The sequence below is a fragment of the Dokdonia sp. Asnod1-B02 genome, from assembly GCF_045063955.1.
GTDB lineage: Bacteria > Bacteroidota > Bacteroidia > Flavobacteriales > Flavobacteriaceae > Dokdonia.
In genome coordinates this window covers 1,421,774-1,437,672 of the sequence record NZ_JBEFNW010000002.1, presented here as the reverse complement: position 1 = coordinate 1,437,672, position 15,899 = coordinate 1,421,774, and the positions used below count along the sequence as shown (strand labels likewise).

Below are 15,899 nucleotides of genomic sequence, written 5' to 3'. Positions count from 1 at the left end.
TAGAAAATGGATAATCAAGAAATAAGAAATCTAGCCCCAAAGGCGCTCTGGAATAAATTTGCAGATCTTAATGCTGTGCCTCGTCCATCAAAAAAGGAGGAGCGCGTCATTGCGTTTATGAAAGACTTTGGTAAAAACTTAGGTTTAGAAACGATAGAAGACGAAGTAGGTAATGTAATCATAAGAAAACCTGCTACTGTTGGTCATGAGAACAAGAAAATGATTGTGATGCAATCTCACCTTGACATGGTACACCAGAAAAATAATGATACCGAGTTTGATTTTGATAATCAGGGTATCGAGATGTATGTAGATGGTGACTGGGTACGTGCAAAAGGAACTACACTAGGAGCAGATAATGGTCTTGGAGTAGCGACAATAATGGCAGTGCTTGAGAGCACTACTATTGAGCATCCAGCTATAGAAGCATTATTTACTATAGATGAGGAAACAGGTATGACAGGCGCGATGGGTCTTAAGGGAGGAATTCTTAAAGGCGACATCTTACTTAATCTGGATACAGAAGAAGATGACGAGATAGGAGTAGGTTGTGCAGGTGGTGTAGATATCACAGCAACTCGTAATTATCCAGAAGAAGGAATAGATGATGGTCTTGTAGCTTATAAGGTTACTGTAAATGGACTTAACGGAGGTCACTCTGGGATGGATATCATCAAGGGACTTGGTAATGCAAATAAAATGATGAATCGCTTATTGCGCAGTGCATCAGAAAATTTTGATATACGTATTTCAAGTATTGATGGAGGAAGTTTGAGAAATGCAATCCCAAGGGAAAGCGTAGCAATCATCGCGGTAGATGAGAATCAGCTGGCAGCTTTTGAAGCAGATTTTCAAGACGTGGCAAGTGCTATTCAAGCAGAATATAATTCGCTAGAAGAAAACCTTAGCATTACCGCAGAAAAAACAGATCTTCCTGATAATGTTATGAACATGGAAGCTCAACAAGAACTTATTAAAGCGATAAGTGCAGCTCATAATGGGGTGTATAGAATGAGCCCAGAGATAGAAAATCTTGTGGAAACTTCTAATAACATAGCTAGAGTGATTGTAAAGGACGGATCTATAAAAATAGGTTGTCTTACACGCTCATCTGTAGATAGCACAAAGGATGATCTTGCAAATGCCATTATAGCTACTTTTGAACTTGCAAACTTTGACGTAGCACTTTCTGGTGATTATCCAGGATGGGCTCCTAACATGGCGAGTCCTATCTTAAAGGTGCTAGAAGCAAAATATAAAGAGATCAATAATGAAGATCCACATGTAGCAGCGTGTCATGCAGGACTTGAATGTGGCATCTTAGGTCAGAATTATCCTGAGATGGATATGATTTCCTTTGGGCCTACTATTAAGGGAGCGCATTCTCCAGATGAGAGAGCAAGTATCTCTAGTGCTCAAAAGTACTGGGATTTTGTAATAGAAATATTAAAAGATATTCCAGTTGCTTAACAGCTGATTACTTCTTGAAAGTATAAGATAAAAAAAAAGCTAGCCATCGTAGATGGCTAGCTTTTTTAATGTGCTGTAATGTTTGTATTACTTTACAATCTCTACAAGTTCGATTTCAAATACAAGATCTGCCTTAGGAGGTATTGCACCAGGATATCCTTGTGCTCCGTACCCTAAGTGGTAAGGGATAAATAGTGTTGCTTTATCACCTATAGACATCAATTGTAGTCCTTCTTTAAATCCAGCAATAAGTCTAGCTTCTGGGCTATATACTGTTTCAAGAAGTTTGTACTGTCCAGCAGCTTTCTTGCGGTCATCTAGCTTGTTATTTGCAGCAGCTACTTCTTCGCTACTTGTGTCAAATAACTCTCCTGTTGTAAAGAAACCAGCATATTCTACTTTTACTTTTTGACCAGTATTAGGCTTTATTCCTTTTCCTTTTTGATCAAAATAGATTCCTAGTCCGCTAGGAAGTTCTTCTATTCCTTCTCTCTTTGCATCAAGCTCAGCTTTCTTTCCAGCAAATTGCTTTGCTTTTTCGGCAGCTTCTTTTGCTTTGTTTTCTTCAAAGGCAGCTAGTTCATTTGTAAACGTCTCACCAGCGTTGTAATTTTTTACATCACTTCCTTTTCTGATGATGTTTACTTGTTGGATAATTACTGGAGTTTTTGGTTTTCCAGCGCGTGGATCTTCAAGTTCTACTTCTGTAATAGCATCTACAACTTCTAATCCAGTAACTACTTTACCCCATACTGTATGACAGCTTACTCTAGGGTTATCACAGTTTTTAAGATTTCCGTTTGAGTCATAACCATCAAGGTGTGGTGTCGCTTTATGTGTAATAAAGAACTGACTTCCGTTAGTCGCATATCCAGAGTTTGCCATAGAAAGAACTCCTGCAGAATCATGTCTACGCTCAGGAGTAAGTTCGTCAAAGAACTTGTAGCCAGGATCACCAGAACCTGTACCTGTAGGATCACCACCTTGAATCATAAAGTCCTTTATGATTCTATGGAAGGTTAATCCATTGTAAAATGGCTTACCAGCATATGTGCTATCTGCTAGAGGGTGTGTACCTTCTGCTAGCGCAACAAAATTTGCAACCGTTGCAGGGGCGTCATTATAAAAAAGCTCTGCAACCATGGTTCCCTTATCTGTGATGATTTCTGCATATAATCCATCTCCTAAATCTGGATATTTATCATTACATGAAAAGAGTGATAAAATTACTGCAACTAATAACATACTTGTTTTCTTCATTGTTTGTGATTTATTTATTCGTTTGATTGGTCTTTTATTTCAAGTAAAGTAACGGTACTACGCACTGGGGTATTGCTAGGTATTCTATCTTCAAAACCGTAATAGCCGTAAGCTTTATAACTAGGAAATAGAAACGTCATTGTTTCTCCTTCTTTCATTAATTTAAGTCCTTCCCTTATTCCGGTAATTATATCTGGATTACTTTGATCTATTTGAGTAACCGTATTTCCTAGTTCTTCTTGCGTAACAAGTTCCTTACCGGTGATTGTTGCGAGGTTGTAATTAAACAAAACAAGATCACCTACTTGAGGAGCTTGCTTACCTAATGTATCTTTTGCAATATAAGAATACCAGAAACCATTTGGTGAAGGGTTATAGGTGTTTAAAGTATCTCTAGCTATAAATTTCTTAATAGCTGCTTCATCTTGGGCGATAAGCTCTTTGTTACGAGAGATAGTTTCTGTCTTCACGTAAGATCCTGTTTTTTGAGAAACTGGTCTGCGAGCAACTGTCTCAGAGCATGAAACAATAAGGAATATAGAAAACAGAAATATTACATTTCTCATGATGATAATTGGTCTTTATATGAAGGCAATAACTCTTTAAAGTTAGCAATAGTTTCTGCAAGTGCTACCTCGCTTCTTCCACCTGCGGCATTAGTATGTCCTCCACCATTATAATGAGCTCTAGCAAATTCATTTACAGAGAACTCACCTTTAGATCTAAGCGACATTTTTATAATACTATCTGCTTTATGTTCTATAAATATCACAGCAAATATAATGCCCTCTAGCGAAAGACAATAATTTACAAAACCTTCTGTATCCCCTTTTTGAAAATTATGGTCATCTAGCTCTTTCTGCGTCATAGTAATAAAAGCAGTTCTATACTCTCTTAAGACTACAAGGTTATTAAGAGCAACACCTAGGAGTTGAAGTCTAGACTCGCTATTAGTATCGTAAATATTTTGGTGTATCTGGTCGTTATTTGCTCCTTTTTTAATAAGAGCAGCAATAACCTCGTGAGTAGTAGCGGTGGTAGATGAGAATCTAAAAGATCCAGTGTCTGTCATGATGCCTGTATACAAACAGCTAGCCATGTCTGCAGTAATTAGCTGCTCATCACCTAAAGCTTTTATGAAATGATATACCATCTCACAAGTACTGCTCATGGTAGTATCACTATAAGTAACCGCAGCATAATCTGCTGGTTGCTGGTGGTGGTCTATCATGATAAATGGAGCCTTGACATTATCAAGCACCTCTTCTAAGTCTCCTACTCTAGAAAAATGATTAAAGTCTAATGTAAATACGAGGTCTGCTGTTTTTATTGCATCCCTTGCGTTAGTTGTATTAGATGTGTAAAAAAGTACATCGTCATGACCTGGCAGCCACTTTAAAAAATGTGGATACTCATTAGGCGCCACTACAACTGCCTTATGACCTTTTTTATTTAAATATGCTACAAGTGCAAGTGTACTTCCCATAGCATCTCCATCAGGATTTTTATGAGGAATTACAGCTATGCTTTTTGAGTCTTTAAGTAACTCTTTTGTTGTTGAGATTTGAGAGATATTCATAGTTTGCGAATATACAATTTCTGCTGTGCTCTATTTCTGCTTGTGATTAAATATTTAGCTTTTCAAGGAGATGAAAACTTAATATGGTGGTAACATTAAAAAGCAGTATTTTTGCACGCGATTTCAAGAAAGAGTTTTTACGCTTTCGCGAAAATTTTAAAAGCTCAACACGTGGGCATCTAAAAACTAAGTGAAGGTAGGGAGATAATACCGCCATTGCAGAAATTAAAGAATTATGACAAACAGAACTTTTACAATGATTAAGCCTGATGGCGTTGAAAACGGACACATCGGAGCAATCTTAGAAAAAATTACTGCTAGCGGTTTCCGTATTGTAGCAATGAAACTTACTCAAATGACGAAGGCAGACGCTGAGACATTTTATGCAGTACACAACGAGCGTCCATTCTTTGGAGAGCTTGTAGAGTTTATGACACGCGGACCTATCGTTGCAGCAGTTCTTGAAAAAGAAAATGCAGTAGCAGACTTCCGTACGCTTATAGGAGCAACAAACCCAGCAGATGCTGCAGAAGGTACTATCCGTGCTTTATATGCAACTTCTATGGGAGAAAATGCAGTACACGGTTCTGATAGTGATGAGAATGCAGCTATTGAAGGTGCTTTCCATTTTTCTGGACGTGAGATGTTTTAATTGCTAGCGCAATAAACATATACATATCTTACATGTGTTTTTACACATTAAGATTTATTTTAAATGCTTCTTCTATATAACATAGAAGAAGCATTTTTATTTACGGCTATTGTTGCGTTAAGGATAGTAGTGGTTACCCCACACGAATTGAGAACACCGAGCCATCTCACTTTTATGTGAGATGATAGCGAGGTTTTCTTAATGAGGAGGAGTAAAAACGGATAGCCTGACCCGTAGGGTAACGCCCATATAATAAGACGCCGTAATCGCTCTAAATAGTAGACTGATATATTAACTAAGCTGTTTTATTTCAATAAATTGAGTGCTTTTTGATTCATTTTAAAAGGAGAAAGCACATATAATATAGTAATAGTAAATATTTTAATTAAAAATACTTACTTTTGCACCGCCAAAAACACGGCATTAATACAACCCATTATGGACGTAAGGAATATCGCGATTATCGCCCACGTAGACCACGGTAAGACAACCCTGGTAGACAAAATTATGTATCACTGTGAGCTTTTTAGAGAAAACGAATCTAAAGGAGAACTTATTTTAGATAACAACGATCTTGAGCGTGAGCGCGGGATTACAATTACTTCTAAGAATGTTTCTGTAATGTACAAGGGAACGAAAATTAACATTATCGATACTCCTGGTCACGCCGATTTTGGTGGTGAAGTAGAGCGTGTATTGAACATGGCAGATGGTGTTTGTCTTCTTGTAGATGCATTTGAAGGGCCTATGCCACAAACGCGTTTTGTACTACAAAAAGCACTTGATCTTGGATTAAAGCCTCTTGTTGTAGTAAACAAAGTAGATAAAGAAAACTGTACTCCAGATATCGTACATGAAAAGGTTTTTGACCTTATGTTTGAACTTGGTGCAGAAGAGTGGCAGTTAGACTTTCCTACCGTTTATGGTAGTGCAAAGAACAACTGGATGAGTGACGACTGGGAGAAGCCAACTGATTCTATCGAGCCATTATTAGAAATGATAATGGAAAATATTCCAGTACCAGAGGTTAAAGAAGGAAACACGCAGATGTTAATTACATCTTTAGATTTCTCATCATTTACAGGTCGTATCGCAATAGGACGCCTTAACCGTGGTGAGCTTACAGAAGGTATGCAAGTATCCCTTGTAAAGCGTGATGGAACTATAAAGAAAACACGTATTAAAGAATTACACACTTTTGACGGTTTAGGTCGTTTAAAAGTACCAAGCGTTCAAGCTGGTGATATTTGTGCAATTGTAGGATTAGAAGGATTTGAAATAGGTGATACTGTTGCAGATTTTGAAAACCCAGAAGGTCTTGCAACTATCGATATTGATGAGCCTACAATGAGTATGCTTTTCTCAATTAACGATTCACCGTTCTTTGGAAAAGATGGAAAGTTTGTAACATCTCGTCACATTAAAGATCGTTTGACAAAAGAGCTTGAAAAGAACCTTGCACTTCGTGTTAATGATACAGACAGTGCAGATAAATTCTTAGTATATGGTCGTGGAGTAATGCACCTCTCTGTACTAATTGAAACAATGCGCCGCGAAGGATATGAATTACAAATAGGGCAGCCGCAAGTAATTATAAAAGAAATAGACGGAGTTAAATGTGAGCCTATAGAAGAGCTTACTATTGACCTTCCAGAAAATGTATCTGGTCGCGCTGTCGAGTTTGTAACAATGCGTAAAGGAGAAATGCTTTCTATGGAGGCAAAAGGAGAGCGTATGATTATTGAATTCCTAATCCCATCACGTGGTATTATAGGATTACGTAACCAATTGCTTACTGCAACTGCAGGAGAAGCAATTATGGCTCACCGTTTTAAAGAATACCAGCCTTTCAAAGGAGATATTCCTGGACGTATATCTGGATCTTTAGTATCTATGGAGAATGGAAATGCGATTCCTTATTCTATCGATAAGTTACAAGATAGAGGTAAGTTCTTCGTATCTCCAGGTGAAGATATTTATGAAGGTCAAGTAATTGGTGAGAATTCTCGTCAAGATGACATGAACATTAATATTACAAAAGCTAAGAAGCAATCTAACGTACGTTCATCTGGTGCAGATGATAAAGCAAAGATTGTTCCTGCTATCAAGTTTTCATTAGAAGAGGCGCTAGAATATATTCAGAAAGATGAGTATGTAGAGGTAACTCCTAATCACTTGAGACTACGTAAAGTTCACCTTAAAGAGGTAGATCGTAAGCGTTTTAAAATAGCTTAAGAATCTTAGAAATAAGAATACTATAGAAAAAACCTACTCGTACTGAGTAGGTTTTTTTATGGATAATAGTGATTGATACTATTTGTAGTGGCTTTTAAGTCTAGTATTTGAGGTAGCTCGTTTAAATTTTGAAAATCTATATACGCTGGGTAACATCTATCAAAACAACGATTATATATAATTATGTTTGTATTTTACAGTACTAACAGAGTAACTACCAGTATTTGAAATCACCTTATATCATCCAAAAGTATCAGCATAAGAACACCCACCGGTGGAACGATTTTGTCGCGCTATCATGCAACGCAACATTTCTCCATAATAGGGCATTTATGGAGTATCATTCAGATCGTTTTATAGATAACTCGCTGATGATATTTAAGGATAAAAAAGTAGTTGCACTGCTACCTGCAAATATTGAGGGAGAAGCGATCTATAGTCATCAAGGGCTTACTTATGGAGGGTTATTGATACTACCATCTTTAAAGATTGCAGATTTAACAGAGCTATTTAAGAAGTTACTCAGTTATTTAGAGTCCCTAGATATTCAGACGATCTACTTAAAGCAGATTCCTAGTTTTTACAATCGTTTGCCTAGTGAAGGACTAGACTATCTTTTACAACTCGTTCAAGCAGCTTGCTATAGGGTGGATAGCGCTTCAGTCATTGATTATAGAAATGACATACAGATTCAATCTAATCGGCTTGAAGGGGTAAAAAAAGCTCAAAAACACAATTTAGTTATTAAAGAAGAAGATAACCTTGGTGATTTCTGGAACGTTATCTTAACTCCTAATCTTCAAGAGCAACATAACGCCGAACCTACACACACTGTAGAAGAGATAACATTACTAAAGAAGTCATTCCCAAATAATATTAGACAGTTTAATGTTTACCATGATGGACGTATTGTTGGGGGAGCTACAATATTTGAGACAAGTACGACAGCACATGTCCAGTATATCTCGGCAAATAGTGAAAAACAAACTCTAGGCACACTAGACTTTCTTTTTAATCATCTTATAAAAGTTACTTTTAAAAACAAGAGATATTTCGACTTTGGAACTTCAAATGAAAATGCAGGAAAACAACTCAATAAAGGACTTGCTTACTGGAAAGAATGTTTTGGCGCACGTACCTCTGTGCATCGAAGCTTCAAAATAGACACTGCAAATCATATCTATTTAAATAACGTACTGGTATGATCCCATTTTTAGATCTTAAAAAAATAAATGCTCCCTATGAAGAAGAGTTTAAAATCAAGTTCGATTCCTTTTTAGAGAAAGGATGGTATGTGCTAGGAGAAGAGGTACAACTTTTTGAAGCAGAATATGCTCAGTATTGTGGAACGAGACATTGTGTAGGTACAGCAAATGGTCTCGATGCTTTACGACTCATCTTTGAAGGCTATAAAATCTTAGAACAGCTTCAGGAAGGAGACGAAGTTTTAGTTGCAAGTAATACGTATATCGCTACGATTATTGCTATTAAGCAGGCTGGTTTGATCCCAGTATTAGTAGAAGCTTCGTTACTTACTTATAATTTTGATTTTGAAGATTTAGAACGTAAAATAACACCTAAAACGAAAGTAGTGTTACCTACACACTTGTATGGGAAACTTACGGATATGGAAAGGGTTAACGCTTTCGCGAAAGCGTACAACCTACTCGTAATTACAGATTGCGCACAATCACACGGAGCAAAGGATATTAATGGAAATCGTAGCGGATCACTAGCAGATGCGAGTGCGCATAGTTTTTATCCAACTAAAAACCTAGGAGCTTTAGGAGATGCTGGAGCAATTACTACAGATAATAAAGCGCTTGCTCAGGTAGTGAAAAAGTATAGAAATTATGGTTTTAAAGAACGCTATGTAGCCGAATATGCAGGAGTTAATTCTAGACTTGATGAGATACAAGCGGCCTTCTTAAGAATAAAATTAAAGCAATTAGATATTCAAAATCGTAGACGGCGTGAGATTGCGATCCAATATCTCAGTAAGATTGATAATAAACATATTTTACTACCTCAATTAGATAAAGAGGAAAATCATGTGTGGCACTTGTTTGTGATACGAAGTGTTTATCGAGATCAATTACAGACACACTTACAAAACAAAGGAATAGGGACTAATATTCATTATCCAGTTCCTCCTCATAAACAAGAGGCACTTAGCGAGTACAATATGCAATCATTTTCCGTTTGTGAGCAATTGCATAAAGAGGTACTCAGTATTCCATTATCACCCGCATTATCAGCTGTAGATGTTGAGGACATTATAACAGCGCTAAACAGCTTTAGATGCTAAGTAAAATACGCGCTAGTATAGGTGACAATACGCTTTTAAAGATAGGCTCAATAAATGCTGTGAGTGTAATTCTCCAAATTTTAGGAGGGCTTATAACTTCAAAACTTATTGCTATTTATCTAGGGGAGCGTGGTATGGCATTGCTAGGACATCTGCGCAATTTTATGACTTCTTCTCAAGCTGCTGGAAATCTAGGCCTGTCTAACGGTATTGTAAAGTATGTAGCTACGGGTGATGAGAATAGTCATCCATTATCAAAATTATTATCTACTGCTGTTATTGTAAGTCTTGTTGCTACTATAATTGTGTCATCGATGTTATACGTAGGCGCTTCTTATTTTAATGCACAGGTTTTTGGAGAAGGGACACAGTACATCTATGTTTTTAAATTGCTAGCCATTGCCTTACCGTTTATAACACTTAACGGTATTTTACTTGCCGTTATTAATGGGCAGTCGGCTTATAAGAAGGTGGTTAAAATTCAAATATTTTCTAACCTTATTGGACTTGCTATAACAGTGTTAAGTATTATATACTACGGTGTGCAAGGTGCATTATTTTCGCTAGTTGCAAGTCCAGCAGTGATACTAGTGATTACCTTAATTGCATTAGGAAAGCAAGGTGATGTATTGAGAAATATTTCATTATCAAACTTTGATACGGCAGCGTTACGTAAGCTAGGATCGTACACACTTATGGCTTTGTTCTCTATGATTGTCCTGCCGCTCGTATATATTACCATACGTAAAGAGATAGGTGATGGTGCTGGTTACTGGGACGCAATGACTAGAATATCTAGTTATTATGTGAAGTTCGTCGCCACACTTATGACATTGTATATACTTCCTCAACTCGCAAAGGCAACTACAGATGAATCCTTTAGAAAGGAGATATTTGGGTTTTACAAAACCGTTCTTCCGCTCTTTGGAGTTGGACTTGTGGTAATATATCTACTACGTGATTTTATTGTAGGACTCATTTTTACCGAAGATTTTATCCCGATGACACATCTTTTTAAATGGCAATTACTTGGAGATTTTTTTAAGGTTGCCTCCATCGTGATAGGATATCAAATTATCGCAAAAAATAATCTAAAGCTATTTTTAATAACAGAGATAATATCCCTAGTAGTTATCTATTGTTCTGGAATTTACTTGGTGCGTAAATTTGGATATGAGGGAGCGTCTATGGGACATTGCTTTAGTTATTTTATACATTTATTGGTATTACTGTTTATCTTTCGGAAACCATTATTTGGTAAAACAATAGCAGCAAGTGAGTAGACTTAGTAACATATTACAATCCTTTAGAATCTGGAAGTATAAAATACTTTCATCTCATAAAAGCATTGATGGCAAGGCGGTACTTCATCAACCTGCGCAAATTAATGGAAAAGGAAAAGTATGCTTTCGCGAAAGCGTACATATAGGTGTTATCAATTCGCCATTATTTTATAATACCTACGCGTATATAGAAGCAAGGAAGGAAGGTAGTGAGATCATCTTCGGGAGAGATGTTGCGATTAATAATAACTTTTGCGCGATTGCAAATGAGGCTTCTATAACTATAGGAGACAGAACTACAATAGGTTTAAATTGTAGTATTTATAATTGCAATTTTCACAGTCTCAATTTCCAAAACCGAAGATCACATACAGGGTCTAGCACAGCTGTAATCATAGGTGAGAATGTTTTTATAGGGAATAATGTGAGTATCTGGAAAGGTGTGACCATAGGAGATAATGCTGTGATAGCGGCAGGAAGTACGGTTACAGTAAATGTAGCTGCGGGAACGACGTTTTCTAACTTTTCTTAAAGAATTAATTACTCCAAGTGTCTATATACTTTTGTGCGACTTGCTTATAACTATGATGAGTCTCAATAAATAAGCGAGCGTTCCTTCCTATCTCCTCAATGCTTTCTGGATTTTCAATGAGTTTTTCTAGACTGCGCATTATTTCATCTACATCTGGCGTAGCATCTATGGCTACAGTTTCTGAAAGATTGTAGTGCTTCTTAAAGTGAATGCCAGCGCCAGTAAATACTACTTTACCCTTTGCCATTGCTTCAAGTGCATTATAGCCTTGATCATGTGAGTAAACTTGATCTAGAATAATATGTGCACTATTGTACTTTTCTATATAAGTTTTATAGGGTAAGCTTTCGGTGGTAATTATAGCAACTCTTGAAGTATATGTCTCTTTAATTATTGCAAGCGCATTTTCAAAAATATCATTTCCCTTCTTAAAATAGTTTGCGCGATTTATGCCATGAAAGATGATAATAGAATTGGAATTCTCCTGAGGTAAGCTTTTTATGGTATCTGTGTTTATGGGATTAGGAATTAAACCAACATATGCATTATGACCTTTGAGCGGTATGTGATAATCAAGATCTGTAGCAATCACGCCATCTACTAGCTCATATAATTTTTCATGCAGTTCCTTGTAAGCAAGATCTAGATACTTAAGCGCAGGGGCAAAAGATTTCTTATCTATCTTTTCTTCTTTAAACGGAGTTACTATAGTGTATGGAAGCTCCTCTGTAAACGCATGTGTGATACTTGGATAATCTGCACCGCAAGAGAGGAGAAATACTTTCTTATTGTGTTTTTTTAAATACTGAGCTATTTCTAGTTCTAATGATGGTGTGGTGTTAAAACTAGACTCATTAATGAGCTGTACCACATCATAACCAGAAAGTTGTGGTTTTAAAGTGTTGAATGATTTCCTTAAGGCGATTTCAGAAATATCAATGCCGGTTAGTTTAAGAACACCAAGTTTTAGTTTTTTTCTCCATCCGTTAGTATAGCCTCTTTCAAGTCTAATGTCTACAGGATAGTTTTTAAATCCATCGCCACTTCCCACAATCTTTACTTCGTGACCTAACTTTAGGAGTCCTTCTTTGAGCGAATTGTGAAGTCGGCTGTATTCGCCTACAAGTAAGATGCGCATTGACTATATTTGGTATTCAAAATTTCTTCCGTTGCCTAAAGATACTCATAATAAAATTGCGCTAGTTACCATCTCTTTGGCAGGTGGTGGCGCAGAGCGATCGTTGGGAATTTTATCGACTATGTTATCGGGATTAGGGCACTCAGTGCATATTGTGACGTTAAGAGATGACATTGAAGTTCCATACACTGGAACACTTTTTAATCTAGGAAGTTATAAATCTAGCGATGATTCTTTAACCGCTAGATGGCGTCATTTGAAAAGATTAAGAGCCTACTTACTCCAGCACGATTTTGATCTGATTATAGATAATAGATCTAGACCTTCTCTACTTAAAGAGATTTGCTATACGCAATACATCTATCGTAATTTTAAGGTTGCATTTATGGTTCGTAGCGCTCGCTTAGAAACCTATTTTCCTAAGCCCATATCTATAGCAAAAAAACTTTACAACAACTCCAAGTTTATCGGAGTTTCAAAACGCATTTGTGATAAGATTACGGAGACATATGGATTCAAAAATACAAAGCATGTCTACAATGCTATTCCTCAATTTTCAGTAGTAGAATCTTCTACAGCATTACCCAGCACCTATATTCTTGGTTATGGGAGACTCGTAGATGATGTTAAGAATTTTAGTTTGATGATTTCCGCTTTCGCGAAAGCGAACTTAAAAACACCTCTCGTAATAATGGGAGACGGTCAGGACAAGGAAAAACTAGTTATCTTGGCCAAAAAGCTAAACGTTAGCAATAAAATCTACTTTCTAGGTCATCAAAAACAACCGTCCTCCATCGTTAAAAATGCGTTATTTACGCTCTTAACTAGTCATTATGAAGGTTTCCCGATGGTGCTTGTAGAGTCATTATCACTAGGAACTCCAGTGATAAGTGTAGATTGTGAGTCTGGACCTAATGAAATAGTACAGCACGGTCATAATGGATTATTAGTTCCTAATTATGATATGGAGGCATTATCTAAAGCTATACATATGTTTGTTCTTGATAGCGAACTTTTAGCGCATTGTAAATCAAATGCCAAAGAGAGTGTAGCACACTTATCACAGGAACAAATTAGTAATGACTGGAGTACCCTTATAAATTCCTTATGAAGAAAATTATAGAAATCCCTAGAATAACAGACCCGCGAGGCAACCTTGCTGTTATAGAAAATGGTGTGTTTCCACATGATATTAAGCGAGTTTATTATTTACACGATGTGCCTAGTGGAGCATATCGCGGCGGGCATGCACATAAAGAATGTGTAGAATTGCTCATTGCAGTAAGCGGAAGCTTTGAGGTTGTACTCGATAATGGAACGATTAAAGAACGGGTAATGCTTAACAATCCAAGTGAAGGCTTATTGATTGATGTGAATATATGGCGCGAACTAGAAAATTTCTCATCTGGTTCTGTTTGTCTCGTACTCGCTTCTCATGAATATAATGAACAAGATTACATCCGTGATTATAAAGATTTTATTGGCTAAAAAGCAGACAGATTAATCCCTGCTTGTGCTAATAATTTTTGGGATTTAAAAGCTATTTTCAACACGCTCGGAGGTAAATTAAGTAGAAACCGCTGTCTACTATTAAGATTATTTAGGTCAAGGTTATCAAGATACACGGTCGCTTCTTGTGACTCATTCCATAATCTAGCCCTCAGTATTAATGAATATCTATTGAGATCTATAAATTTCTTTAAGCTCTCAAGCTTTTCCTCTTCATTGAGATAATTTAGATAATCAGGTCTATGTGTAACACTGCGTATACTTTTATAAAGACTTTGTGGCGCATAGATATAAGTTACAGCGGGCTTAGTGCTGAAAGCTACTCGATATTTAATCCCAATTCTAATCCATAAATCTGTGTCTTGTCCACTTTTTATGGACTCATCATAAAACCCAATATCATTAAAAACGGACTTATGTATCACTGCAGAACTACTCGTTAATAGCGAGTTTTTATAGCTGCTCTCAAAGTAGTTTAGATCTAGAAAAGTATCTTCATTTGGATTATCAAAACTATAATTACTTGCTGTAGTTTTTCCTATATATTCTTTGAATACCGCTGTCGCGAAAACGTGATGTTGCGGAAACACATGTATGAGACTTACAATCTCGGCTAGGTAATAGCTATCCCAAATATCATCACCATCAAGAAGTGCAATAAATGATCCCTTGGCAGATTTAATACCTATATTTCTAGCTGCACTAGCACCTACATTTTGAGGTAATTCAATATAATTTATGGCTGCTTGATCAATATTTTTGATGACGTTAGCACTATCATCAGTTGAAGCGTCATTAACTATAATAATCTCAAAATCTTGCACCGACTGATTTAAGACACTTTCTACAGTTGCTTGTACAAAGTCCTCCTTATTATATACCGTAATGACTACAGAGAACTTAGGCATTTTCTTTAAGAGTTATATAATGATGTAATCTGTACAGGTCAAAAAGGAATAGAGATGGCTTTTTGCCCATTAAGTTTTTTTCGATGTACTTCAAACTTTTACTTATAATCACCTTGAAAATAAGAACTACTTTATTCTTTTTAAGAGTAAGATAGCTTTTTTGTAAACGTGTGAAGTCTTGAGCCATTAGACCTTTCTCTTCATAATAAATAAGAGTTTCTATCGCTTGTATAGACTTCTTTAGAAACACATCGTTCTTTTCTAAACCATGATGTATTACTGGATTATCTATGTGTTGGACATTATAACCTTGTTTAAGGATTTGATAGGAGAATATGTTATCCAGACCATACCTGTTTGAAGCAATAATATTTAGCTTTAAGAACGCTTCCTTTTTTACAAGTATATTTTGAGAAATAATAAAATAAGAAGTTTTACATCTTTCTTTGGCTAGTTGTGTTTCTCTTTGTATACCATAGGTACTCCTAAGAGTGAAATCATCGTTATCATCTAGAGCATATGATATACCACCATGAATAATATCATGTGATGAATTTAGATGTGAAACATAATTTTCAATAAAATTCTTTGACGATAGTGCAACATCTGCATCTAGAAATAGTAACCAACTATATGTTGAGTTATCGGCAAGATTAGTACGGGTGGCAGTTCTACCTAAATTGGTAGCGTTTATTAGCCGCTTTACGTTAGTGTTTCCTAGAAGTTGTACGTTTTTTTCTACGTATAGATAAGATGCATCTTCACAGAAAATCACTTCAAAAGTAATTTTCGTACGATGTGCTTGCTCACAGATAGACTGGACAAGATCTGTGATGTCAGTATTATATGTAGGTATAAGTATAGAAAGCATTAAAGTAATGTCAATATACGCTAAATAGAAGTTTTAGGTATTTTACTAGCCAAAATCTATCTTGAGTCTAACTCATTATTTTATACATATTGATTACCAATCAAACAGTAACTTATTAATGAGTTGGATGATATGTAAGTGTTCGGAAAGGATA

General features: G+C 36.3%; 15 protein-coding genes. 9 read left to right on the top strand and 6 right to left on the bottom strand.

Translation table 11 applies throughout. From position 1 onward, the window contains the following. Nucleotides 1-6: 6 nt before the first annotated feature. A complete protein-coding gene (locus tag ACJJVU_RS06570) occupies nt 7-1,470 on the top strand; it encodes an aminoacyl-histidine dipeptidase (protein WP_405223560.1) in 1,464 nt (487 codons plus the stop codon). A gap of 87 nt (nt 1,471-1,557) precedes the next feature. Here ACJJVU_RS06570 and ACJJVU_RS06565 read toward each other — a convergent pair whose 3' ends face one another. From ACJJVU_RS06565 to ACJJVU_RS06555, 3 genes are read right to left on the bottom strand one after another with little or no spacing between them, the layout of a single operon-like run. Beyond that, a complete protein-coding gene (locus tag ACJJVU_RS06565; protein WP_013751594.1) occupies nt 1,558-2,730 on the bottom strand; it encodes a peptidylprolyl isomerase in 1,173 nt (390 codons plus the stop codon). Nucleotides 2,731-2,744: 14 nt separating this feature from the next. Continuing rightward, the gene (gene gldI, locus ACJJVU_RS06560) at nt 2,745-3,296 is read right to left on the bottom strand and encodes a gliding motility-associated peptidyl-prolyl isomerase GldI (protein WP_405223558.1); all 552 of its coding nucleotides are present in this window, start codon (nt 3,294-3,296) and stop codon (nt 2,745-2,747) included. Continuing rightward, a complete protein-coding gene (locus tag ACJJVU_RS06555; RefSeq protein ID WP_405223556.1) occupies nt 3,293-4,309 on the bottom strand; it encodes a bifunctional oligoribonuclease/PAP phosphatase NrnA in 1,017 nt (338 codons plus the stop codon). The genes gldI and ACJJVU_RS06555 overlap by 4 nt, the downstream gene beginning before the upstream one ends. A gap of 232 nt (nt 4,310-4,541) precedes the next feature. Between ACJJVU_RS06555 and ACJJVU_RS06550 the strand changes: the two genes are divergently transcribed. The 6 genes from ACJJVU_RS06550 to ACJJVU_RS06525 all read left to right on the top strand — a co-directional run bounded on the left by ACJJVU_RS06550 (nt 4,542) and on the right by ACJJVU_RS06525 (nt 11,319). Continuing rightward, nucleotides 4,542-4,961, top strand: a complete 420-nt coding sequence (locus ACJJVU_RS06550; protein WP_041295684.1) for a nucleoside-diphosphate kinase — start codon at nt 4,542-4,544, stop codon at nt 4,959-4,961. 438 nt (nt 4,962-5,399) lie between these two features. Continuing rightward, nucleotides 5,400-7,196 carry a translational GTPase TypA gene (gene typA / locus ACJJVU_RS06545; protein ID WP_339850338.1) on the top strand — a complete coding sequence of 599 codons (1,797 nt, stop codon included), beginning with the start codon at nt 5,400-5,402 and terminating at the stop codon, nt 7,194-7,196. Nucleotides 7,197-7,528: 332 nt separating this feature from the next. Continuing rightward, complete coding sequence (locus ACJJVU_RS06540) at nt 7,529-8,401, top strand: GNAT family N-acetyltransferase (RefSeq protein ID WP_405223554.1); 873 nt, start codon at nt 7,529-7,531, stop codon at nt 8,399-8,401. Further along, nucleotides 8,398-9,504, top strand: coding sequence for a DegT/DnrJ/EryC1/StrS family aminotransferase (locus ACJJVU_RS06535; protein ID WP_405223552.1), 1,107 nt, complete (start codon nt 8,398-8,400; stop codon nt 9,502-9,504). Before ACJJVU_RS06540 ends, ACJJVU_RS06535 begins: the two co-directional genes overlap by 4 nt. Beyond that, nucleotides 9,498-10,787 carry an O-antigen translocase gene (locus tag ACJJVU_RS06530; protein ID WP_405223550.1) on the top strand — a complete coding sequence of 430 codons (1,290 nt, stop codon included), beginning with the start codon at nt 9,498-9,500 and terminating at the stop codon, nt 10,785-10,787. Before ACJJVU_RS06535 ends, ACJJVU_RS06530 begins: the two co-directional genes overlap by 7 nt. After that, nucleotides 10,780-11,319, top strand: a complete 540-nt coding sequence (locus ACJJVU_RS06525) for a DapH/DapD/GlmU-related protein (protein WP_405223549.1) — start codon at nt 10,780-10,782, stop codon at nt 11,317-11,319. The genes ACJJVU_RS06530 and ACJJVU_RS06525 overlap by 8 nt, the downstream gene beginning before the upstream one ends. 4 nt (nt 11,320-11,323) lie before the next feature. Here the strand turns inward: ACJJVU_RS06525 and ACJJVU_RS06520 are convergent, their stop codons facing one another. Next, complete coding sequence (locus ACJJVU_RS06520; protein ID WP_405223547.1) at nt 11,324-12,457, bottom strand: glycosyltransferase; 1,134 nt, start codon at nt 12,455-12,457, stop codon at nt 11,324-11,326. A 31-nt stretch (nt 12,458-12,488) separates the two neighbouring features. On the opposite strand from ACJJVU_RS06520, the gene ACJJVU_RS06515 reads away from it, so the two are divergent. Together ACJJVU_RS06515 and ACJJVU_RS06510 are read left to right on the top strand one after the other, a co-directional pair. Further along, nucleotides 12,489-13,568 carry a glycosyltransferase gene (locus tag ACJJVU_RS06515; protein ID WP_405223546.1) on the top strand — a complete coding sequence of 360 codons (1,080 nt, stop codon included), beginning with the start codon at nt 12,489-12,491 and terminating at the stop codon, nt 13,566-13,568. Beyond that, entirely contained in the window at nt 13,565-13,945 is a 381-nt protein-coding gene (locus ACJJVU_RS06510) for a sugar 3,4-ketoisomerase (protein ID WP_405223544.1), read from the top strand. The genes ACJJVU_RS06515 and ACJJVU_RS06510 overlap by 4 nt, the downstream gene beginning before the upstream one ends. Here the strand turns inward: ACJJVU_RS06510 and ACJJVU_RS06505 are convergent. Together ACJJVU_RS06505 and ACJJVU_RS06500 are read right to left on the bottom strand one after the other, a co-directional pair. Further along, nucleotides 13,942-14,874, bottom strand: coding sequence for a glycosyltransferase family 2 protein (locus tag ACJJVU_RS06505; protein ID WP_405223542.1), 933 nt, complete (start codon nt 14,872-14,874; stop codon nt 13,942-13,944). The genes ACJJVU_RS06510 and ACJJVU_RS06505 overlap by 4 nt on opposite strands. Continuing rightward, nucleotides 14,867-15,745 carry a glycosyltransferase gene (locus tag ACJJVU_RS06500; protein WP_405223540.1) on the bottom strand — a complete coding sequence of 293 codons (879 nt, stop codon included), beginning with the start codon at nt 15,743-15,745 and terminating at the stop codon, nt 14,867-14,869. The genes ACJJVU_RS06505 and ACJJVU_RS06500 overlap by 8 nt, the downstream gene beginning before the upstream one ends. Between the last annotated feature and the right edge of the window lie 154 nt (nt 15,746-15,899).